Origin of the sequence: Brucella pseudogrignonensis, from assembly GCF_031454375.1 — a bacterium.
In the GTDB taxonomy this organism is placed as follows: domain Bacteria; phylum Pseudomonadota; class Alphaproteobacteria; order Rhizobiales; family Rhizobiaceae; genus Brucella; species Brucella pseudogrignonensis_A.
Genome location: NZ_JAVDQT010000005.1, coordinates 32,794 through 55,009 on the forward strand (window position 1 = coordinate 32,794; position 22,216 = coordinate 55,009).

Below are 22,216 nucleotides of genomic sequence, written 5' to 3' on the forward strand. Positions count from 1 at the left end.
AATGAGCGTCGAACCTTTGCTGAAAGTCAGCAATCTCTCGAAGTTTTATGGCAGCCGCCGCGGTTGTGCAGATATCGACTTCTCGCTTTGGCCGGGCGAAGTGCTGGCCATCGTCGGCGAATCCGGTTCGGGCAAGACGACTTTGCTCAACTGTCTGGCAACACGTCTGGAACCGACATCGGGCAGTGTCGAATATCGGATGCGTGATGGCGAGTTCCGCGATCTTTACAAGATCGGAGAGGCTGAACGCCGCTTTCTGATGCGTACCGACTGGGGCTTTGTGCATCAGAATCCTTCGGATGGTCTGCGCATGACCGTTTCGGCGGGTGCTAATGTCGGTGAACGGCTGATGGCTGTTGGCGAGCGCCATTATGGCAATATTCGCAACACGGCAACTGAATGGCTCGGACGTGTCGAAATCGCTGCCGACCGCATCGACGACCAGCCCCGCGCTTTCTCCGGCGGTATGCGTCAGCGTCTGCAGATTGCGCGCAATCTCGTCACAGCTCCGCGTCTTGTTTTCATGGATGAACCGACCGGCGGTCTAGACGTGTCCGTGCAGGCACGCCTTCTCGACCTGCTGCGCGGTCTGGTGAGCGATCTCGGCCTTTCGGTTGTCATCGTGACCCACGATCTCGCAGTGGCGCGTCTTCTGTCCCATCGCATCATGGTCATGAAAGACGGCCATATTGTCGAACAGGGCCTGACCGACCGCGTTCTGGATGACCCGCAAGCGCCTTACACGCAGCTGCTCGTGTCGTCTATTCTGCAGGTTTAGTAAATTAAAACAGATGTTTGCAGCGTGTTGTTCGTAAATTAGCGAAACTTCATGCGTGAGGTGAGAAATGACACAAGTTAGAACATTCTCTCCGCTGGTCGTATCGGGTCTGGCGAAGACGTTCACGATGCATTTGCAGGGTGGCATTCAGTTGCCAGTCGTAAGTGGCGTGGACTTCAATCTGGAAGCAGGCGAATGCGCCGTGCTTGGCGGACCTTCCGGTGCTGGTAAAAGCTCCATTCTCAAGATGGTCTATGGCAATTACGCCGTGAATGCAGGTTCTATCCTCATTCGTCACGAAGACCGTATGGTGGATCTGGCAACAGCCGATCCGCGCGAAGTGCTGGCCGTTCGGCGTGACACGATTGGTTATGTCAGCCAGTTCCTGCGCACATTGCCGCGCGTGGCGGCAATCGACGTCGTTGCGGAGCCATTGGTGGCTCGTGGTGTTGATCGCGATGCTGCTCGCAATCGTGCAAGCGAGTTGCTCGCGCAGCTCAACCTGCCGGAACGGCTCTGGGTATTGCCACCTGCAACCTTCTCCGGCGGTGAGCAGCAGCGCGTGAATATTGCGCGTGGTTTCATCACGGATCATCCGGTGTTGCTGCTTGATGAGCCGACCGCTTCGCTCGATGCCAAAAACAGGGCAGTCGTTGTTGATCTCATCAAGGCCAAGAAGGCGCAAGGCGTCGCAATGCTTGGCATTTTCCACGATGAAGATGTGCGTGAACAGGTTGCTGATCGCATTATCGACGTAACCGCTTTCTCGCCGAGGGCAGCAGTATGACCAAGCTCTCGGTAGAACCACTGGTTCACGAAACGGCTGAAGTAAACGGTAGCAAGCTTGGTCGATATACCGAGATCGGCGCGCGCAGTCGTGTGTCTGAGACTGTGCTGGACGACTATTCCTATCTCGGTATCGATTGCGAAATCTGGTGTGCTGAGATCGGCAAGTTTTCCAATATCGCCAGCCATGTGCGCATCAACGCCACCAATCATCCGACATGGCGTCCGACGTTGCATCATTTCACCTATCGCGCCGGTGATTACTGGCCGGAAGAAAAGGATGAGACGGAGTTCTTTGATTGGCGTCGCGGCAATGCCGTGAAAATTGGCCATGACACATGGCTCGGCCATGGCTCCACCATCTTGCCGGGTGTGACGGTTGGCAATGGTGCGGTTGTCGGTGCCGGAGCTGTCGTAAGCAGGGACGTGGCGCCCTATACAATTGTTGGTGGGGTTCCGGCGCGTCTCATTCGTGAACGCTTCGACGCTGCGACCGGAAATCGTCTGGATCGACTGGCCTGGTGGGACTGGAGCCATGATCGTCTGCGCCAAGCGCTCGATGATTTCCGCGCGCTCGATATTGAAGCTTTCCTCTCGAAATATGAAACGGCCGCTAATACGAATGCGGTCATGAAAGAGCTATCCAATGGCTAATGAAACTGTTCTGAAAAATGCGCAGATCGTGCTTGCTGATGAGATTGTTACCGGTTCTATCCTGATCCGTGATGGCAAAATTGCCGCCATTGATCAGGGCAATACCAATGGCGGCGATGACATGGATGGCGATTATGTCATTCCGGGACTCATCGAGCTGCATACCGATCAGCTGGAAAGCCATTACGCGCCGCGTCCAAAGGTGCGCTGGAATGTCGATGCAGCGGTTCAGGCGCATGATGCGCAGGTTGCAGCATCGGGCATCACGACAGTTTTCGATGCGATGCGCGTTGGTTCTGATTATGACCGTGACTTCGTGGGCAAGGATATGCGGATGCTTGCGGACGCCATCGAAAGCGGTGTTCGCGAAAACCGCCTGCGTGCAGACCACTTTTTGCACCTGCGCTGCGAAGTTTCCTCAGCAGATTGCCTTGAAACATTCGAGCTTTTCGCAGGCGATGACCGCGTTAAACTCGCTTCGCTGATGGATCATGCACCGGGACAGCGTCAATTCGTTGATCTTAATACGTATCGCACTTATTACATGCGCAAGATGAAGCTCACGGATGAGGAGTTCCGGGTGCATTGTGAGAAGCGTATGGCGGATTCGGACGCCTATTCGGCCAAGCATCGTCGCGCCATTGCCGAACTGGCGGCAGCGCGCAGCATCGTACTGGCCAGCCATGATGATGCGACCAGCGCGCACGTCGATGAATCACTCGACCATGGTGTGCGGATCGCCGAGTTTCCGACCACGATGGAAGCAGCCAGTGCCTCTAAAGGCGCAGGTCTTTCCATTCTGATGGGCGCGCCCAATATTGTGCGCGGTGGCTCGCATTCCGGTAACATCGCTGCACGCGATCTCGTCGATAATGGTAGTCTCGACATTCTGTCCTCGGATTACATTCCGTTCAGCCTCATTCAGTCGGCTTTCGGCCTTGCTTCGGGTGAGCGTCCGATTGCGCTGCCACAGGCTGTCTGCCTCGTAACCAAGAACCCGGCTGATGCCATGGCGATGGATGATCGCGGCGAAATCGCTATCGGAAAGCGTGCCGATCTGGTTCGCGTGCGCCCGAAAGGTGCAATTCCGGTTGTGCGCACTGTCTGGCGCGAAGGCGAACGGGTGCTTTGATGCAGATGCAATCCGATACGCCGAAAGGCTTTTTCGTTGCCGTTGTCGGTCCCAGCGGGGCCGGCAAAGACACGATTATGGATGCAGCGCGTGTGGCTCTTGCGGGCGACACGCGGTTTCATTTTGTGCGCCGGATCATCACGCGTCCACAAATGCCTGGCACGGAAGATCACGACAGTCTGGATGAAACAGCGTTTACGAAAGCCGCAGGCGAGGGTGCTTTCGCGCTGCACTGGCAGGCGCATGGCCTGAGCTATGGATTGCCGAAATCGCTTGATGATGAAATAGCCGACGGTATCGTGGTGATTGCCAATGTCTCGCGGCGTGTACTTGGCGATATCCGCAGGCTTTATTCGGAACGGTCCGTTGTTGTCATCTCGGCAAGGCCGGAAGTACTTGCAGAGCGGCTTGCATCGCGCGGACGTGAAAGTCGAGAAGAAATCGCTTTGCGACTTAAGCGCGAAGTGAGCTTCGATGACGGTGCAGACGACGTCGTCATAATAGACAATTCAGGTGAAGTAACTATTTCCACAGAGTCCTTTATCAATCATTTGAAAGAAATAAGCTTAAAAACAAATGCTTAGATGAAATATTCTGGGTAGTTTTTAAGTTTACACAAACGTCATTGTCCGTTCATTGCGATGTCATTGAACTGATCAATAGTAAGCATGAATGGAGACGAATTCATGCTTCAACTGCAAGGCGTAACGCGCCGCTATAATGATAAGGTGGCGGTTTCGGGCGTTGACCTAGAGATTGAACCGGGCACGTTTGTTGGAATTATTGGTCGGTCCGGTGCTGGTAAGTCGACGCTGCTGCGTATGATCAATCGCCTTGTTGAGCCTTCAGAGGGAACAATTCACTGGGATGGTCGCGACGTTACCGGGCTCAAGGGTTCGGGATTGCGCGATTGGCGCGCACAATGCGCGATGATTTTCCAGCATTTCAATCTGGTCGATCGTCTTGATGTTCTGACCAATGTGCTGATGGGGCGTCTCAACTATGTTTCGACGCCTAAGTCGCTTCTGCGTATCTGGAGCGATGAAGAGCGTCTGATTGCTCTTTCGGCGTTGCAGCAGTTCGATATTGCGCATCTCGCAGCCCATCGCGCCGATGAGCTTTCGGGTGGTCAGCAGCAGCGCGTGGCCATTGCCCGTGCGCTTGTTCAGCAGCCGCGCATAATACTCGCAGACGAGCCGATTGCATCGCTCGATCCGCGCAATACCCGCAGCGTCATGGACGCTCTGCGTCGCATCAATCGCGAATATGGCATCACGGTTCTCTGCAATCTGCACTCGCTCGATATTGCGCGCAGCTATTGCGACCGCCTCGTCGGCATGTCTGCCGGCAAGATCGTATTCCGCGGCACACCGTCGATGCTGACCGATATGGCATCACGCGACCTTTACGGCATGGAAGCCGATGACGTCATCGATACCTATGAACAGGCTGAAACAATGCCAATGCCAGTTCCGCATTCGGCTGAAGCCATGCTGCGCCAGCTTTCCGCCTGAGCGCACGAAGCTCCGGAAAAACACCTTCCTAAAATCGGGGATTAACAGGAGATACTTATGCTTAACCGTAGAAACTTTCTCGCGGCTGCTGCACTCACAGCTACGCTGACCATGCCAATGATGGCTTCCACTGCACAGGCTGCAGACTGGAGCAAGGATTATCCAGAAATCGTTCTGGGCGTGATCCCAGCTGAAAACGCTTCGACCACTTCCGACCGTTATGCGCCTCTGGCAGCTTATCTCGGCAAGGAACTCGGCACGAAGGTTACGCTGCGCGTTGCTAACGACTATGCGGCTGTTATCGAAGGTCAGCGCGCTGGCAACATTCAGATCGCATTCTATGGCCCGGCTTCTTACGCCCGCGCTGTGATGACTGGCGTTGAAACCACTCCTATGGTCAATCAGCGCCACAACACTGGCGTGAACGGCTATTATTCGGTTGTGTATGTTCTTAATGATAGCCCATACAAGACCATGGAAGACCTGAAGGGCAAAGCCATTGCTCTGGTTGATCCAAACTCGACTTCAGGCAACAACGCGCCGCGCTTCTTCCTGAATCGCGATGGCTATAGCGTTGATACATTCTTTGGTAAGAACTTCTTTGCTGGCAGCCACGAAAATGCAGTTCTCGCCCTCGCACAGGGTACCGCAGACGCTGCTGCAAACTCCTGGAACTCGGAAGACGATTCCAATCTGACCCGCATGGTTAGCCGCGGCGTTCTTAAGGATGCAAACGGCAAGGTTATGACCAAGGATGATTTCCGCATTATCTTCAAGTCGGACTTCCTTCCAGAAGGCCCATTTGCGGTCCTCAAAAGCTTGCCAGAACAGCTACAGGCCGACATCAAGCAGGCTTTCCTCGATATGCCTAAGAAAGACAAGGCAGGCTTCGATGCACTTTCCGACGGCAAGGATCTCGAGTTCGTAGGAACTGAAGCCAAGGAATATGAGCCAATCATCGAAATGCTCAAGTTCAACGACAAGGCTCGCAAGTCTTAATCCCTAGAACAATTGAAGTGCCCGGAACGCAACCCGTTCCGGGCATTTTTATAGGAAAGATCGCATGACGGTATCCTCACTCGACGGCAACGGCGCAAAAAGCCTGCTTGCCGATTATCGGAGAGAAGTCGGCAAACGGCGTCTCTACGGTATCGCGCTCCTCCTTGCGCTCGTCGTTGTCGCCATTGCTGCCTCCGTCGTTGCCGATGTTCGGCTTGGCACATTGGCCGAAAACCTTTTCCGCTTTACAAATTATCTTGGGCGTATCCTGCCAGAACTCACCATTGCCAATTTCGGGGCCGATATGGCCAATTGGTACTGGAACATCGGCGGCTGGCTCAAAATGTTGTTTGAGACACTACTCATTGCTTATCTTGCTACGCTTATTGGCGGCGTAATTGCATTTGGCGCATGTTTTGCAGCTTCATCGAATATGGCTCCTAACTCGACGGTGCGTTTCGTTGTTCGTCGCGGGCTGGAACTGCTGCGGACGGTTCCTGAAATTGTTTTCGCTTTGCTGTTCGTTATTGCCTTTGGTCTTGGGCCAATGGCGGGTGTGCTGGCGCTGATGCTTCACACAACGGGTGCGTTGGGCAAGCTGTTCTCCGAAGTTGTTGAGAACATTGATATGCGTCCGGTGGAGGGAATTCGCGCTTCGGGTGGTTCCGGTTTTCAGGTCATCCGCTTCGCCGTGCTTCCACAAGTAGCCGCAAATTTTGCGTCCTATGGCCTGCTGCGCTTTGAAATCAACGTGCGCGGTGCCTCGGTTATGGGCTTTGTGGGTGCGGGCGGTATCGGGCAGGAACTGCTGACTTCTATCCGCCAGTTCTATTACAGCGACGTCAGCGCCATTCTGCTTTTGATTATCGTGACAATTGTTGCCATCGATCTCATTACACAGCGTATTCGCCATGCGCTTCTGGGTCGTATTGGTTGAGGAGCGTGATCCCGAAAAGTGAGAACCGGTTTTCGGAAAAGATCATGCTCAAACAAAAGAGAGAATTATGACCGATATTGCACAAAGTCTCTCACGTGAGGCGCACGCGCATGAAAAGGAACTTCGGGCAGAACATGCCGAATTGTTCGGAAACGCGCGTGCCTGGCGAATTCTGGCGATTTTAACCGTAGCTTTGATTGCTTCCGTCTGGTTCGCTTTCTACTGGCTCGATTTTTCGCTGCTGCGCATTCTCAACGGTCTGGGTCGCCTCGGCGATTTTGCACTCATGATGATGCCGCCATCGTCCGGCGGGCGTTTCAGCCTTTATCTGTGGTCAATGCTCGAAACCTTGGCGATTGCATATCTCGGCACATTGCTGGCGGCGATCCTTGCTTTCCCATTTGGCTTTCTTGCTGCCAAGAATATCATCCCGAATGTATTCCTGCATTTCGGCATTCGTCGCTTCCTCGATGCTATTCGCGGCGTCGATACGCTGATTTGGGCATTGATCTGGGTGTCGGTTGTGGGTCTTGGACCTTTTGCCGGTATTCTCGCAATTGCCTGCTCGGATTTCGGGGCATTTGGCAAGCTGTTCTCGGAAGCCATTGAAGGCGCTGACAAGAAGCCGGTCGAGGGTGTTGTCTCATCGGGCGGTAGTAAACTTCATGGCTATCGCTTCGGCGTTTTGCCGCAGGTTTTGCCGCTGATCGGCAGTCAGGTGCTTTACTTCTTTGAGTCAAATACCCGTTCGGCAACCATCATCGGTATCGTTGGGGCAGGTGGTATAGGCGCGCATCTGGCTGAGCAGATCAAGGTTCTCAATCTTCAGGACGTTTCCTTCCTGATCATCATGATCCTGATCGCTGTCGCTGTTATCGACTGGTTTTCGTCAAAGCTTCGCCATGCGATGATTGGCAAGAAGGCGATGAAATCGGCTTAGCAGGCCAATAGGCTGGAGCAGTCCGACTTTTCGGGATGTGCTTCAGCCTTCATTTTGAGCTAAGCGGCGGGCTGCATTAGTTTTTGAATTTATCGAGAAAAGATTACTCAATTATCACTTTGGCTATTCGAGAGCTGAATTCCGATGGAACTGGCCTTAAGATAAAGGTCGGATTAATAGAGCACCTTGACGCCCCCTTTTTCCAAAGCAGCATAAACAGAGCTTGGTGGTGGTTGGTCTGTGATCACCAGATCAATGCTTGATGTCGGCAGGATCGAAAACTTATCAGATGTTTGTAACGCGGTGTGGCTTGCCAGCACGACGAATTGCCTTGTTTGCCGGCGTACCACTTGCGCCAATTGCAAATGTCGATCAGACGGACCGAGCAATCCACGCTGCACGTCAAAACCACTGGCCCCTATGAAAGCGATATCGAAAACACGACGCGAAATTATCTCCATCGATTCAAAACCGAAGGAAGAGCGTGAATGTTTGTCAAACTGTCCTCCGCAAAGCGTGAGGTCGGTTTGGCCTCCCATCGATAGGACGATCATAATATCGACCATCAATGATGTGGCGATGATCGGTGGCTCATGACGCGCCTCCCAAGCGGTGGCCAAGGCGGTTGAACCGCCGCTGAAAAACACCGACATGCCCGGTTTAAGCAGTTCATGGGCGAGCCGGGCAATTCGCTCCTTGGCTTCGCGATCCGTTCCTATGCGTAAGTCGATATGCGGCAAACCAATCGCTGTAACGGCGCGCGCGCCGCCATGAACGCGCATCGCTTGCCCCCTCTCTTCCAAAGAAGCCAAATCTCGTCTGATCGTTTCTTCCGAAACCGCGAATATGCTCGCCAGTTCCGCGCAGGTGGTGTCGCCCTGTCTGATGAGACGATCGCGGATTCGATCCTGCCGATCCGAGGGCCGAAGAGGTCTTTGTGCCATTTTAAGGTCATGCCATTGTTACGTCGCGGCAGACCTAACGAACTTACCTCACAGAAATACGACAAAATCTCACCAAACCGGTCATTAAACGGGCAAATAGCGCAAGGGCCGGTCGAAACTCACAATTCGCATGTCATTCGCGCCCGATAGTTTGTACCCAAATCGGACACAGGAGTGACGGACATGGTTGAACTTTCAAGGCGCAGTTTTCTGACAGCCTCCGCTGCATTGGCAGCCACAAGCACCTTTGGTATTTCTTCGGCTTTTTCCGCTGATGCCAAAATTGAAATCTCCAGCATCTGGGGACCGGACAAGCCATTTCAGAAAGTCGTAGACGCTTTCAACGCACTGAAGACTGGCGTCACCGTCACCAACCGCTTTGATGGCGATTATGAAACAGCGACTGCCAAGGCACTCGCCGGTATCGCTGCAGGCAAGCCGCCAGCAATCATGGTAACAGGTTGGAAGTTCGGATATTTCGCACGCCGCACCCTTGGTGCCCGTGATCTCAACGAAATCGATTCAACCAAGGCAAAGGCCATTATTGCGAATTTCGTTCCTTCGCTGATGCCGCTGGTCACCATCGACGATGCTGTGATTGGCCTGCCATGGGCAATGTCCACGCCGATCACCTTCATCAACCGCGCTCTTTGGGCGGAAGCCGGTCTTGATCCAAACCTTCCGGAATATCCGGATACGGATTGGCTCTATAAGGCTACGCGCACGCTTGATGAAAAACTCAAGGGCAAACATGCCACCTACCGGTCGGCACTGGCTCTTTCCAACAATGAATGGACCAGCCAGTCCTTCATTCAGAATGCCGGTGGCTACATCATCGACCCCGAAGGCAAGCTTGCGCTTAACAGCGATGAGGCTGCAAAGGGCATGGAACTTTTCTGCCAGCCAGCCCATCAGGGGCTCTGGACTCCCGTCAGCGGCAAAGAGCAGGATGCCGCTTTTGAAGCTGGCGCGCTTGCGATCTGCACCACAAGTTCGACACGCGCTGCCAGCTTCCCGTTTGGTAATGCCAAGGCGATCACCGCGCGCTTCCCCGGCATTCCGGGCCATGCCCGTAACATGAACAGCGGCGGAAACTTCCTCGCTGTCTATGCAAAGAATGACGAACAGGCCAAGGCTTCGCTTGCGTTCCTTGAATTCTGCGCCTCGCCGGAAGGTCAGAAGATCTGGTCGGAAGTCGGCTATCTCAACACATCCGTTCACGACATTCCGCTGATTAACGACTTCATGAAACCTGCTGCGGGTCAGCTTACCGATGGTTTGACTGCCGAAACCATCTGGCCGGGCAAGCGCGGTCTTGAAGGCCAGAACATCTGGCGCAAATGGGTATCACGCATGTTGCTGAAGGAAACCGATATCAAATCCGGCCTCAAATCAGCTCATGACGAACTTGCAACCGTGCTGGTGGATGCCTGACGCGAAATGCCGAAACCTCTGTTTGTAAAGTTGGCGCCGTGGATTTTCGCGGGGCCAGCCGTCCTTTCCGTTATTGTTTTCCTTTATGGCCCGATCATCGCTTCGGCGGTTCTGTCGGTTGTTGACTGGAACCTGCTTTCAACCGATGTCAGCTTTGTTGGGCTCGACAATTACAAAAGTTTGTTTGCTGACGCCGATTTCCGGCTCGCAGCCTGGAACACGGTGCTTTACTGCATCATTCTCGTTCCGGCGCAGATTATTCTACCGCTGATTATCGCTGTGATGATCCACGCGGTGCAGGGCTCCAAGCTCGAACGCATCTATCGCGGCGCTTTCTTCCTGCCGACCATCCTCGCCTATTCTGTTGCTGGCGTTGCATGGTCATGGCTGCTTAATCCGGTCAACGGGCTTTTCAACGAAGTTCTCGTCTGGTTCGGATTGCCAACGTCCATGTGGCACCTCGATCCGGATCTCGCACTCTTATCTGTGTCAGTTGTCACGTTCTGGAAAAGCTTCGGCCTCAACATGCTGTTGTGGATCGCAGCGCTTGCCAATGTTCCGCAGTCTTTGCGCGAAGCGTCTCGACTGGATGGTGCTGGCGCATGGCGGCGCTTTTTCACCATCGAACTGCCGCTGATTACACCGACCGCCTTTTTCATTTCGGTCACAACCGTATTTTCGGTACTCGACGATATTGTTGGCGTTGTTGACGTTCTGACGGGTGGCGGACCAGCGGGCAGAAGCTCCAATCTGCTTTATTTCCTCTGGCAGCAGGGCCTACAGTTCTTCCAGTTTGGCAGAGCAAGTGCAGTGGCCATGATCATCATCGTGGCAGTGCTTCTCATCACCTGGGCGCAGTTCCGCTTCGGCGAAAAGCGGGTGCATTATCAATGACTGCAAATTCTCTCAGCGCCACGCTTCAGCGTGGTACACTCCATATTCTTCTCATTGTGCTGTCGCTCATCACGCTGTTTCCACTGTTGTGGATGGTGACATCTGCTTTCACACCGAACGAACTGATTGCGCAAAAAGCGCTGCGGTTCTGGCCCGAGCAGATCACCTTGTCGAACTTCCAGCTCGCAGCGGATCGTTATCCGATCTGGTGGTGGCTGTTTAACTCCGTGGTGACATCGGCTGCTATCACATTGGGCAAACTCATCATCAGCCTGCCTGCGGGCTATGCTTTTGCCCGAATGGAATTTCGCGGCAAACATTTCCTGTTCTGGGTGGTGATTGCCACCATGTCCTTTCCGACGGTTCTCGCGATCATTCCCACCTATATCGCAGTGGTGAAGATACAGGCCTTCGATACCTATTGGGCCATGATCATCCCTTCGATCCCCTATATCGGCTTTTATGTCTTCTATTTCAGACAGTCGTTCCGCTCGCTTCCCGACGAGATGTTTGAAGCAGCACGCATCGATGGTTGCGGTATCTGGAAACAGTTCAAGGATGTGGCCATACCCAACGTGCTGCCAGCCATTGCAGCCCTTTCCGTGATTTCTTTCATGGGCGCGTGGAACATCTATCTTTGGGGGCAACTCGTCCTCGAAGACACGGGCCGAAAGACACTCACCACGGGCATTGCCATGTTTGCTGATGTGGACGGCGCTGAAACCCCATGGGGACCACTGATGGCGACCAGCCTTCTCTCCGTATTGCCCGTACTCGGCATGTTTCTTCTGGCGCAACGTTACATCGTTGAAGCATTCTCGGCCGGCACAGGAGAGAAATAATGGCGCGTGTTCTGGTAATCGCACATCTCAACCATGATCGGATCTGGGAGCTGGACGGGCCACTCAAATCCGGCTCCCGCGTTTCGTGGGGAAAGCGTGAGACAAGGCTCGGTGGCGGTGGGTATTTCACCGGCTCACCATTTCTGGCACTGGGACATGAGGTGGCGCTGGTCGGCTCGCTTGGCAATGATGCGCTTGGTGATACAGCCCGCTCTGAGCTCTCAGAACTCGGCTTCGACATGCAGCATGTTTGCAAGCGAGATAGCGGCACTCTTATCACCGATATTCTGCTTGAGCCTTCAGGCGAGCGCACGATTTTAACGCCGAGCCAGGGACCGATGCGATTGTTCCGGCTTGATGGCGATGTCAAAGCCGATGCTGCCTATATCAATTGCTTCAACCCAGATGCGACGATCCTTAAAACGCTCGATTCAATAGGTTTGGTGGCGTCTCAGTTTCCCTTGTCTGAGACCTCCGTGCCGCGACCAGCGGATCTCATGATCGGCTCAAAAGGCGATTTTCCGGAGTTGGATGACAATGCGCTCTGGCACAAAGCACAGCGTTTCTGCGGTTCCCGCCTGAAGCATCTCGTGATGACCGACGGTGCGCGCGCCATCACCATTCATGATGGCGAGCAAATAAGGAATGTCACCCCCATCAAACGCGCTGTCGTCAAAAACACGATCGGCGCGGGCGACCATTTCAGCGCCAATCTCGTATCCGCGCTGCTTGCGGGAGCCGCGATTGAAGATGCCGCGCGCAATGCCAGCAAAGCAACCGCCGATTGGCTGGAACAGCGGGATCAGGAAAAGTATTAAGCGCTTTGGTCCTGTGTTGAAATCTCAAATTTGAAGATGCAAAGCGTATAACATTTTGCTTTGCGGAAATGGAGAAAAATGGCCGGTATCATCATGAAGGACCTCAAGAAGGTCTATGCTGGTGGAGTGGAAGCCGTGAAAGGCGTATCCATCGATATCCGTGCAGGTGAATTTATTGTTCTGGTAGGCCCGTCAGGCTGCGGAAAATCAACGCTGCTGCGTATGGTTGCTGGTCTTGAAGATATTTCGGGCGGTGAAGTCAGCATTGGCGGACGCATCGTCAACGAGGTTGAACCTGCTGATCGTGACATCGCAATGGTGTTCCAGAACTATGCGCTCTATCCACATATGAGCGTCTATAACAATATGGCCTATGGCTTGCGCAACCGCAAAACACCAAAGGCCGAAATCGAAACACGCGTGGCAGAGGCCGCCCGTATGCTGGAGATCGAACCGTTTCTTGATCGCAAACCGAAGGCATTGTCGGGCGGTCAGCGCCAGCGCGTTTCCATGGGGCGCGCAATCGTGCGCAAGCCTTCCGTCTTCCTTTTTGACGAACCACTATCCAATCTCGATGCCAAATTGCGCGTTACCATGCGCGGCGAAATCAAGCGATTGCAAAGGCGGCTGGGCACGACCTCGCTCTATGTAACGCATGACCAGCTCGAAGCCATGACCCTCGCGCATCGTCTTGTCGTGTTGAATAAGGGCAGTATCGAGCAAATCGGAACCCCGCTTGAGGTTTATCACAATCCGGCCTCGACTTTTGTCGCGAGCTTTATCGGCTCACCAGCTATGAACCTCCTCAATGCCCGGCTCGACGGCAACTGTTTGATGATCGATGACGCTACATTGCAGCTTTCAGGCAGTCTTCTCTCCTCCGGTCCACTCACGGTGGGGATCAGACCGGAGGATCTCGTTATGGCGCAGAACGGTGTGAATGCACTTAGTTTCACACTCGATCATGTCGAAGAACTCGGCGCCCAGCGCCTCGTTCATGGTATGGTTGGAGAGCAGCGGATAACTGCAGCCTTCTCGCCTCACGTCCCAATCAGCGACCATATGCAATTGACGGTATCGATTGATAAAATTCACTTTTTCGCTGCGAATACCGGCAGAAGACTGCCTAAGAATTTAGATAAAATCGATCTTTCCGGTGGGGCGATAGAGTCGCCGGGGATGGGGCTCTTTCAACCGCACGATGTTAGCACCGAGACGTGTGCGATTGCTGGGGGGTGATTTACACCCTACATCTTAATCAATGCGCTACGTCACCGCTTCAGATTCACCAGTACATCCATAAGTTCTGAGCCCGTCTGGAAGACTTTGGAATTGGCTGTATAACTTCGTTGCGCTTCAATCATATCGGTGAGTTCCTGCGCAATGTCCGCATTCGAATTTTCTAATGCGCCGGTTCTGATCGTGCCGTTGCCGTTGGCGGCAGCTGTACCAAGGATGACGTCGCCTGATTCAGCGGATGCTGAGAAAACATTACCGCTGATAACCGTCATTCTGTCGGGGCTCGCGACAGTGGCAATTGCCAGCTGATAGCGTGCCAGCATGTCACCGCGTGCCGATCGATCATAGACGACCCCATCCTCACCGATGACCGTTTCCACTGTCGCACTTGGTGGGTTTCCATTGAGTTCCGCTTTCGCAATCTGATAATCGCCAGCGCGCTGTGTGGAGGCTGTCAGGTCAAGCAACATGGTTTGGCCACCGGGGATGGCTATCTCAACTTCACCGCCCTCAAGCAACGTGCCATTCTGGGGATCAAAACGCATGAGCGATGTGGCAAGCGGCGCACTACCTGAAGTGGCATAGGGAAACCCGCCATTGGCTGATGCGTCTGCACGATTGAAGACCGCCACTTCCCAGTTAAAGTCTGCGCCCTTGGTAAAGTACACATCAAGTGTCACAGGCGTTCCCTGATCATCATAAGAAATCAGCGATGTTTTATGAGAATAGGAACTACCCGCCACATTATCCGCTGCAGTATTACCAAGCACGGACGGCTTAATAACAGGGGCCGTCGCGGGCAAATTGAGGGCTGCGTACACGCCTTCATTTACCATCAGACTTGGATCAGCAAGAGACATGCTGCCGCTAAAATCAATCGGCCAGACATCTCCATTTGGTAGCGTAACATTCAGATCGCCACCGCTCATCAGAATGCCCGTTGCCGGATCAAATTGAAGACTTGTTTGGCCAAGCGCAGTAGTGCCGTAGGGAAATGGCTGGCTGGCTCCACTTGTTGCCGCATCCGAGCTATTATAGACAGCAACATCCCATGTATCAGGACCGGTGCGGGTATAATAAACATCGAGACCAACATTGCTGGGAAAACCAGCATAGCCACGCACTGTCATGCGCTCAGTGTAAACGCTGTTTTCATTGTTATCAGAGGCTGGCAGTTCACCCCCAGCAGTATCAATAATATTCGTCAGCCTTGATAAATTGGTGTTGATTTTTACCGCTGGGGTTGCGCCGCCAGTTGCAGTTTGCGTGAATGCTGACAAATCGACCGCGAATGAATCAATATTGGAAACAGGGGTAGTATCAATCAAACTTCCGGTGGCGGGATCAAAATTGAGCTGAATGGCATGCACAGTGACATTGCCGCTGTTTAAATCATAGGGAAAGCCAGTTGATGCAGGGCCATCGGTTTCAAAGATTGTAACTTCCCACTTGTCTTCAGCAACTTTGGTGAAGTAGGTGTCGGTGGTCACAAACTCGCCAGCACTGTTTTGGCTTGATGTCGTGAGCTTGCGGCTCCATGCACTGTAAGGACTGTTTTCCGATGGCGGCACGTTAATGATTGCCTGCCCCACATCATGTCCATTTGCAGGGAGGTTTACAGTGAATGTACCATTCGTTGTTGGTTCAGCAGGAAAGCTGCTCTGACCAAGGGTGATAGGTTGCAAACCTTCAAAACCGTTGCCTGCCCCTGAAAAAGGGTAAGGGTGGCCCATCAGCGTAAAGCCTGCCACATTCACCAGTGCGCCGTTTTTGTCGGGCACAAATGAACCGGCGCGGGTGAGATAAGGCATTCCGCTGGCATCCTGCACCACGAAAAAGCCTTTTCCATCAAGGGCTATATCTGTGGTTGAACTGGTTGATGTCAGGCCACCCTGTGCGCCAATCGCATGACGTACATTGGTTAGAACGCTGCCAGAATTATAACTGCCAGCCGTTGATGGCAAAACCAACGAAGAAAACTCTGTAGAAGCGCGTTTATATCCATTAGTGCTTGCGTTTGCAATATTATCTGCGACAGCGCTAAGCCTGTTTGCCTGAGCGTTCATACCTGAAACGCCCGTTCGCATCATTCCATAAAGTCCCATAGTCGTCCCCAATTTGCCCAGGGACATTGTGCACGACGTAACTTGTGCGAAGCTTACATTCTTTTGATCAGGCGTTTCATTAACCGTTTGACTGGAGTTGGTTTTACCCGTCAAATTATTTGTTTGAATGTTTGCCATGTATCGATTTATTTTTTGCTGTCCGAATGACATTAAAAATTATATCGATTTATAATAATATAGTTAGTACAGTATAAGAGATTTAAAAAAGAAAACTCAATTATACGTAAAACATATAATAATTATCGTCGAAGAAACCAATAGATGAAATTTTAATATTATAGAAGTATTTTCGGCTTATAGAGAAGATTTGTGGTGTATGTTGTTAATATTAGGAGCTTTACGCAGAATAGGAGGCTGCCTATCAGCAGCCTCCTACGCGGTTTAATGACCTCACCTTGTAATGCTATTGTTTCCTATGGCACCGTAAGCTAAACTTTGGCGTAATCTAACGGAGCGACTTTGCGCTATGAAAAAGCCCGCTTAACGATTTATCACCGCCATCGCTTGCCAGCCAGGGTCATCGCGGAAGCAGCGTGGCAGTATTTCCTCTTTCCGTTAAGGTTTCGCCTGGTTGAAGACCTTCTGACTTATCGAGGGTTCGTCGTAACTCATAAGACAGTCTGCGAATGGGCGGAGAAATTCGGGTGGGCCTATGCCAACACAATCCGTCGCCGGACACCGCGCCCTGGTGACAAGTGGCATCTGGATGAATGCGTCATATCGATCAAAGGTGAACATCACATCCTGTGGCGCGCTGTTGATCAGGATGGATTTGTGCTGGAGGATTGGGTTAAGAAACGACGCGATACCAAAGCTGCCAGGCGTTTCATGCGTAAATTGATATCCGCTCAGGGTTGCTCGCCACGGGTGATAGTCACAGATAAACTTGGGCCTTACGGAGCTGTCAGGCGGGAATTAGGCAGGAGCATTTGTGATCAGCGCCAGCATAAAGGCCTGAAAAATCGTCGCTGGAATGCGCATCAGCCAATGCGACCACGAGAACGCACAATGAAGCGTTTCAAGTCAGCGCGCCATATAAAAAATCACGTCGATACATGACCCTAATTACAACCTTTAACTTTCCACGTAACCAATGCAGTTCTGCCAATCACCGTGAATTACGTCAACCCGCAACAGACATGTGGCGCGAAATAGCGTGCCTGAAAGCCGCATAAAAAGAACCAACAATATCCAAATTCCTCTGCATTCAAGTTAACGTTACGCTGCCTTAACCAGTGCGCTGATGAGCCAATATTCTGGCTAAAAGCATTTCAATGGGACGTGACCTTTTGAGCCATTGGGTTTATTGACAACGCAATATCGTTGAGCGCGTCTTCAGAAAATTAAAACAGTTCAGACGCATACCACTCGTTGCGATAAAGATCCGATAAATTTTCTCGCCGCCGTTAAATTTGTGGCAGTTGGAATTTGTATCAGATCGCTAGGCGCCCACGGATCAATTTTAACTCATCGCGAAGCAGAAGAGCAGGCAAAAACTGCTCCTCTGCCTTTTCCGGCCAACAAATTTAGTCCGATGCCAGTATAATTTTCCTGGTATCCGATACGAAAGTGGCGTCGAGAAAGATCGTACGGCTTATAGGTAGCATTTCTTTAACATTGAACTGCACGCACTCATTGTTTCAAAGCCCGTGCGTGCCGTCATATCCGTTGATTTTCGGTGCGACCCAGCTGTCTGGCTTACGAGCGGGTTTATAGACTTCAACGACAAGTGGATAGCAAGCGGCTGTGTCGGAGGAGTGCTCCGACGAACAGTCACCGCCCGGGCAGGCCGACATGCAGCCCAGCAGGTCGATTTCGGCGAAAAACTCAAGATAGTCGCCGGGGCGAACCGGGCTTGCCTTCATGAAATACTGGCCGGTATCCCGCGTGAAGCCTGTGCACATGAAGACGTTGAGGACGTCATGAACAAAATTGCCTGCTTCCTCCAGCGATTTGCCGGTCTGTTTTGCAAAAGCACGGGTCAGATTGGAGTGGCAGCAATGATGGTACTGGCCGCCATTGCTGAGAAGATTGTGGGTGTACGGGTCGCAGCGGGTTCCGATCACGTCATGTACCGAGCCGCCGAATTCATCAAAGCCGTACCAGTCCAGTGTGTCATGCGTGATCGTTGCGATCGGGCGCAGGTAAGGCATATTCGAGAAGAGTTGATCGCCAAGGCCTACATGCGATCCGTTAAGGGCGCGTGTTTTGCCGGTATAAAGCCGCTCATTGAGGTTCTTTGCATTAAACAGGTTGAGATCGCCGACCTGTGAACCTTCGCTACAAAGAATACGACAGAAATGTCCCGCCGGAACCTGCCAACACGCCGCATCACGCGCCGGAACGACGATGCGTTCGACGAATTCCAACTCATCGCGTAGCGCGCGATAGGCCGCGAGATCAGGGCGCGGCAATGTGTCGACGGGATAGCAAATCACAGGTTTGATCGCCTTACGGGCAGACGCATCTTCCGGCGCAAGGGTAATGGGTTCAGGTTTCATCCCTGTATTCTCCTTAGTATCGGTATGTCACGCTATTCTGCGTGTGAAGGTATCTTTTTGCTGGGACGGGGCAGGCTTTGTGCGCGGGCTGCTTCGAGAACCACACGTTCAGATTCCTGCAAATAGAGTTCAAGAGCACGACTTGCGGCAGCGCGATCACCGTCGCAGAGCAGGCCACAGATTTCGACATCGCGTGCCACCCAAGGCTCCTGAAACCGGCGCGCATCCGGCGCCATGGAGAAGGCCAGGCGCGCTTGTGCTGCAACCGTTGCGAAAACCTCATTCAAGCGCGGACTGCCAATAAAATCGACGATCTGCTGGTGAAACTCGAGCGAAGCGGTGCCGCATTGCTGCCAGTCCCTTTTAAGTGCTGCGCGCTGCACAGCTTCGACACGCTCAACAAGTTCTGACATCGCTTCCTGCGAGGCATAAGCACTGCACGTGACGCCGCGCAGTTCCAGCGTCATGCGGATTGCGTAGATCTCACTGATTTCAGCAGCGTTCAACGCACGCACAGTAGCGCCGTGATGCGCACGGTGCTCAATCAGGCCTTCGGCGACAAGGTCGCGCAATGCTTCGCGCAATGTATTGCGCGATACGTTTAGCGCCTCGGCCCAGACAACCTCGCGCAGCGGCGTGCCGGGCGCCAGTTCACCACGCAGAATTTTGTCGCGCAACAAGCCAGCCGCAGTCTGCGTCAGCACAAGAGGGCGATCTGTAGGGCGGTCCTGATTGGTCACTATGGTCTCCTTGGCATTATAATTTGTTGAACAATATTTCGATGTCAAGGGAAAATGCGCCACCCGCTTACTCCCATAAGCAAAATCTGTAGCAGATTCTCGAAGGTTGCGGCGTTTTGTTTGCCAAGCATCAAGTGCTGGCGAAGATGGCTTCTGGCCTTAGATACCTGGTTTTCGGCCAAAGACCAGCTGCCATGGGGTAAAAGTCCGGATTTGCGATGCCGGCTGCAAGTTGAGAATTTTTCCCTCTAATGTTGAACAAAAAAGAAATGCCCGAAAAATTAATAATTACAGTCATTTAATCGGGTTTACTGCGTTTAGTTTCGTTATTTTTACCGACCTTGAACAGTTTATGATGAAAATTTGTGCAGGTACAGGGATTGCTTTCTTATAATTGTTCAACAAAGATAAGAAAACGAATGAGAGGAACACCCTATGAAAAAACTTCTGGCCACGACCTTCATCCTGATGGCTTCACTCACAGGTGCTCATGCAGAGGCACTTAAGATCGGTGTCGATCTGACTTATCCGCCTTACAATTACTTCGACGAAGCCAATCAACCAGCGGGCTTTGACGTAGAACTGGTGAAACTGATCGGCAATAAGACGGGCAGTGAAGTTTCCTTTCAGGATACCCGTTTTGAAAACCTGATCCTCGGTGTTTCCAGTGATCAGTTCAATGTCATTGCCTCTACGCTTTACGTAACGCCTGCGCGTGCTAAGCAAATTGACTACATCCCTTACATGAAAACTGGTGTTTCCATCGCGGTTGCTACGAGCAGCGGTGAAAACTTCACCAAGCCGGAAGAGCTGTGCGGTAAGCGCGTTGGCTCGATCAAGGGTGCTGCATGGATTCCTGAGCTTGAAAAGCTCAACAAGTCGGTTTGCTCCGCAAATCCGATTGACTCTCGTGAGTTCCCGACTTCACCAGAAGCGACACAAGCTCTCCTTTCCGGCGGCGTTGACGCGCAGCTTGAAAACTCTGCCGTGCTGGCGGATGCAGCCGAAAAGCTCCGTGGCCGTATGAAGGTCACTTCGACTGATCAGCTTTATCCTGTGATCGTCGGCTTCGGTGTCAAAAAGGGCAATGAAGAGCAGGCTAAGTTCCTGCGTGATGCACTGACCAAGCTTGACGGCGATACCGATTACGAAGCCCTGTTCAGCAAGTATGGCGTTGCGAAATCGACGGAAGCCGAATTCAAGGCAGCCATTGCCGAATAAGCGTGTCTGGCAGATGGACACCACACATCTGCCAGACCAATCACGACTGGAATTTGCAGCGCTTCAAAACGCATCCCGAAAACTGTGAAACGGTTTTTGGATAAAGGTGCGCATTAAAACACTGATTTAAAGCGCCATGCGCCCAACTTGGCGCGCTACATTTGGGAAATCCGGCCCATGAGTTTTGACTGGAACTATCTCTTCAGCCTGGTGCTGTATCCAGATTTCTGGCGTGCCACAGCACTAGTCGCATGGCTGGGTGTGCTGACATGGGTTGTCGGTACTGTGCTTGGCTTTTTGCTTGCGCTTGCAAGACAATCCAACCTGCGCGTCGTGCGCTGGTCTGCAAAGACCTATATCTGGCTGTTTCGCAGCCTGCCTTTGCTGGTGTTGCTGATCTTCGTTTACAACATGCCGCAGTTCATACCGGCGCTCGGTCCTGTCCTGTCCGTACCCTTCTGGGCTGGTCTGATCGCGCTGGTTATTTCGGAAACGGCCTATCTCGCAGAAATTCATCGCGCCGGTCTCATTTCGGTTGATCAGGGCCAGCACGAAGCAGCACACGCACTTGGCGTCCGCCCGTTGGGCAAATATCGCCATATCATTTTGCCGCAAGCCGTTCGCGTTGCACTACCATCGCTGGGCAATGAATTCATTACAATCGTCAAGCTGACGTCGCTTGTATCGGTGATTTCGCTTGCGGAGATATTGCTGGTTGGCCAGCGGCTTTACACACGCAATTTCATGGTCATTGAAACCCTGGTTGCGGTCTCATTCTACTATGTGCTGGTGGTGTCTGTTTTCAGCTTTTTCCTGTCACGGCTTGAAGGTCGTCTCGATATCACACGTATGACCGGGGCCGAAATTGCAGTGCCTGCAGCAATGCATGCACCAGCTCAAACCACCAATCAGCGTCGCATTGGCGACGAAGTCGTGGTGGCTCTTGAGCATGTCTGCAAGGATTTTGGTGACAAGCATGCGCTTGCCGACGTGTCACTGAAGGTAAACAAGGGCGAAGTGGTCAGCATCATCGGACCGTCCGGCTCTGGCAAGACGACCCTGATCCGCACGATCAATGCGCTTCAGGACATCGATAAAGGTCGTATTCTGCTGGATGGTGGCGAGTGGATTACAGCTGATGACAAAGGCTATCGGGTTGTTTCCGATTTCCATGATCGCGTTACGCGGCTTGGAATGGTGTTCCAGTCGTTCAACCTGTTTCCGCATATGACTGTTTTGCAGAACGTGACTTTTGGCCCACGTTATCACGGCAATCGCAACAAGGAAGCGTTACGTCAAGCTGCCATGAACCATCTGGCACGTGTCGGCATGGCTGCACACGCCAACAAATATCCGCATCAGCTTTCGGGTGGGCAGAAGCAGCGTGTGGCCATTGCCCGTGCGCTGGCTATGGACCCGGAAATCATGCTGTTTGATGAGCCGACCTCAGCGCTTGATCCGGAACTCGTGGGTGAAGTGTTGCAGGTTATTGAAAGCCTCGCACGTGATGGCATGACGATGATTATCGTGACCCATGAAATGCGCTTTGTCAGCCGTGTTAGTGACCGCGTTGTGATGATGGAAAATGGCCATGTCGCAGTCAACATGACGGCAGACGAACTCAAAGATGCCCCGGCCAATAGCCGCATCCAGAAGTTCATGCTGCAAACCTAAGCACATCCCGAAAAGTGCGTAGCGGTTTTCGGCCCATGATGTG

At 52.7% G+C, this 22,216-nt stretch carries 20 protein-coding genes and 1 pseudogene; 17 read left to right on the forward strand and 4 right to left on the reverse strand.

The window, feature by feature from the left end:
• Window position 1 precedes the first annotated feature (1 nt).
• From phnK to phnE (J2782_RS14980), 9 genes are all read left to right on the forward strand, one after another.
• Window positions 2–778, forward strand: coding sequence for a phosphonate C-P lyase system protein PhnK (phnK, locus tag J2782_RS14940; RefSeq protein WP_007875095.1), 777 nt, complete (start codon window positions 2–4; stop codon window positions 776–778).
• Between the two features lie 67 nt (window positions 779–845).
• Window positions 846–1,565, forward strand: a complete 720-nt coding sequence (phnL, locus tag J2782_RS14945; RefSeq protein WP_310013970.1) for a phosphonate C-P lyase system protein PhnL — start codon at window positions 846–848, stop codon at window positions 1,563–1,565.
• Entirely contained in the window at window positions 1,562–2,218 is a 657-nt protein-coding gene (locus J2782_RS14950) for a DapH/DapD/GlmU-related protein (protein ID WP_310013973.1), read from the forward strand. Before phnL ends, J2782_RS14950 begins: the two co-directional genes overlap by 4 nt.
• A complete protein-coding gene (locus tag J2782_RS14955; RefSeq protein ID WP_310013976.1) occupies window positions 2,211–3,350 on the forward strand; it encodes an alpha-D-ribose 1-methylphosphonate 5-triphosphate diphosphatase in 1,140 nt (379 codons plus the stop codon). The genes J2782_RS14950 and J2782_RS14955 overlap by 8 nt, the downstream gene beginning before the upstream one ends.
• Window positions 3,351–3,355: 5 nt before the next feature.
• Window positions 3,356–3,934 carry a phosphonate metabolism protein/1,5-bisphosphokinase (PRPP-forming) PhnN gene (phnN, locus tag J2782_RS14960; RefSeq protein ID WP_310014400.1) on the forward strand — a complete coding sequence of 193 codons (579 nt, stop codon included), beginning with the start codon at window positions 3,356–3,358 and terminating at the stop codon, window positions 3,932–3,934.
• Between the two features lie 102 nt (window positions 3,935–4,036).
• On the forward strand, window positions 4,037–4,864 hold the full coding sequence (phnC, locus tag J2782_RS14965; RefSeq protein ID WP_310013978.1) for a phosphonate ABC transporter ATP-binding protein: 828 nt from the start codon (window positions 4,037–4,039) through the stop codon (window positions 4,862–4,864).
• Window positions 4,865–4,921: 57 nt separating this feature from the next.
• On the forward strand, window positions 4,922–5,863 hold the full coding sequence (phnD, locus tag J2782_RS14970; RefSeq protein ID WP_310013981.1) for a phosphonate ABC transporter substrate-binding protein: 942 nt from the start codon (window positions 4,922–4,924) through the stop codon (window positions 5,861–5,863).
• A gap of 64 nt (window positions 5,864–5,927) precedes the next feature.
• Window positions 5,928–6,800 (forward strand): phosphonate ABC transporter, permease protein PhnE, encoded by an 873-nt coding sequence (gene phnE, locus J2782_RS14975; protein ID WP_310013984.1) that lies wholly within the window; start codon window positions 5,928–5,930, stop codon window positions 6,798–6,800.
• A 67-nt stretch (window positions 6,801–6,867) separates the two neighbouring features.
• Entirely contained in the window at window positions 6,868–7,740 is an 873-nt protein-coding gene (phnE, locus tag J2782_RS14980) for a phosphonate ABC transporter, permease protein PhnE (protein WP_310013985.1), read from the forward strand.
• A gap of 173 nt (window positions 7,741–7,913) precedes the next feature.
• On the opposite strand, the gene J2782_RS14985 is transcribed toward phnE (J2782_RS14980), so the two are convergent.
• Complete coding sequence (locus J2782_RS14985; protein WP_310013987.1) at window positions 7,914–8,684, reverse strand: DeoR/GlpR family DNA-binding transcription regulator; 771 nt, start codon at window positions 8,682–8,684, stop codon at window positions 7,914–7,916.
• A gap of 183 nt (window positions 8,685–8,867) precedes the next feature.
• Between J2782_RS14985 and J2782_RS14990 the strand changes: the two genes are divergently transcribed.
• From J2782_RS14990 to J2782_RS15010, 5 genes are all read left to right on the forward strand, one after another.
• Window positions 8,868–10,118, forward strand: coding sequence for an extracellular solute-binding protein (locus J2782_RS14990; protein ID WP_310013991.1), 1,251 nt, complete (start codon window positions 8,868–8,870; stop codon window positions 10,116–10,118).
• Between the two features lie 6 nt (window positions 10,119–10,124).
• Window positions 10,125–11,012 carry a carbohydrate ABC transporter permease gene (locus tag J2782_RS14995; protein ID WP_310013993.1) on the forward strand — a complete coding sequence of 296 codons (888 nt, stop codon included), beginning with the start codon at window positions 10,125–10,127 and terminating at the stop codon, window positions 11,010–11,012.
• A complete protein-coding gene (locus J2782_RS15000) occupies window positions 11,009–11,854 on the forward strand; it encodes a carbohydrate ABC transporter permease (RefSeq protein WP_064321317.1) in 846 nt (281 codons plus the stop codon). The genes J2782_RS14995 and J2782_RS15000 overlap by 4 nt, the downstream gene beginning before the upstream one ends.
• Entirely contained in the window at window positions 11,854–12,672 is an 819-nt protein-coding gene (locus J2782_RS15005; protein WP_310013996.1) for a PfkB family carbohydrate kinase, read from the forward strand. The genes J2782_RS15000 and J2782_RS15005 overlap by 1 nt, the downstream gene beginning before the upstream one ends.
• 78 nt (window positions 12,673–12,750) lie before the next feature.
• On the forward strand, window positions 12,751–13,911 hold the full coding sequence (locus J2782_RS15010) for a sn-glycerol-3-phosphate import ATP-binding protein UgpC (RefSeq protein WP_310013997.1): 1,161 nt from the start codon (window positions 12,751–12,753) through the stop codon (window positions 13,909–13,911).
• Window positions 13,912–13,943: 32 nt separating this feature from the next.
• Here the strand turns inward: J2782_RS15010 and J2782_RS22870 are convergent, their stop codons facing one another.
• Window positions 13,944–16,016 carry a flagellar hook-basal body complex protein gene (locus J2782_RS22870; protein ID WP_404989653.1) on the reverse strand — a complete coding sequence of 691 codons (2,073 nt, stop codon included), beginning with the start codon at window positions 16,014–16,016 and terminating at the stop codon, window positions 13,944–13,946.
• 480 nt (window positions 16,017–16,496) lie between these two features.
• Between J2782_RS22870 and J2782_RS15025 the strand changes: the two are divergent.
• Window positions 16,497–17,212 (forward strand): annotated as a pseudogene (locus J2782_RS15025) (IS6 family transposase).
• Between the two features lie 465 nt (window positions 17,213–17,677).
• Here J2782_RS15025 and J2782_RS15035 read toward each other — a convergent pair.
• Window positions 17,678–18,538 carry an urea carboxylase-associated family protein gene (locus J2782_RS15035; RefSeq protein WP_310014001.1) on the reverse strand — a complete coding sequence of 287 codons (861 nt, stop codon included), beginning with the start codon at window positions 18,536–18,538 and terminating at the stop codon, window positions 17,678–17,680.
• A 32-nt stretch (window positions 18,539–18,570) separates the two neighbouring features.
• Window positions 18,571–19,278, reverse strand: a complete 708-nt coding sequence (locus J2782_RS15040) for a GntR family transcriptional regulator (protein ID WP_310014003.1) — start codon at window positions 19,276–19,278, stop codon at window positions 18,571–18,573.
• A gap of 435 nt (window positions 19,279–19,713) precedes the next feature.
• On the opposite strand from J2782_RS15040, the gene J2782_RS15045 reads away from it, so the two are divergent.
• Window positions 19,714–20,499 (forward strand): transporter substrate-binding domain-containing protein, encoded by a 786-nt coding sequence (locus J2782_RS15045; RefSeq protein ID WP_310014005.1) that lies wholly within the window; start codon window positions 19,714–19,716, stop codon window positions 20,497–20,499.
• Window positions 20,500–20,676: 177 nt separating this feature from the next.
• A complete protein-coding gene (locus J2782_RS15050; RefSeq protein ID WP_310014006.1) occupies window positions 20,677–22,173 on the forward strand; it encodes an amino acid ABC transporter permease/ATP-binding protein in 1,497 nt (498 codons plus the stop codon).
• Window positions 22,174–22,216: the final 43 nt, after the last annotated feature.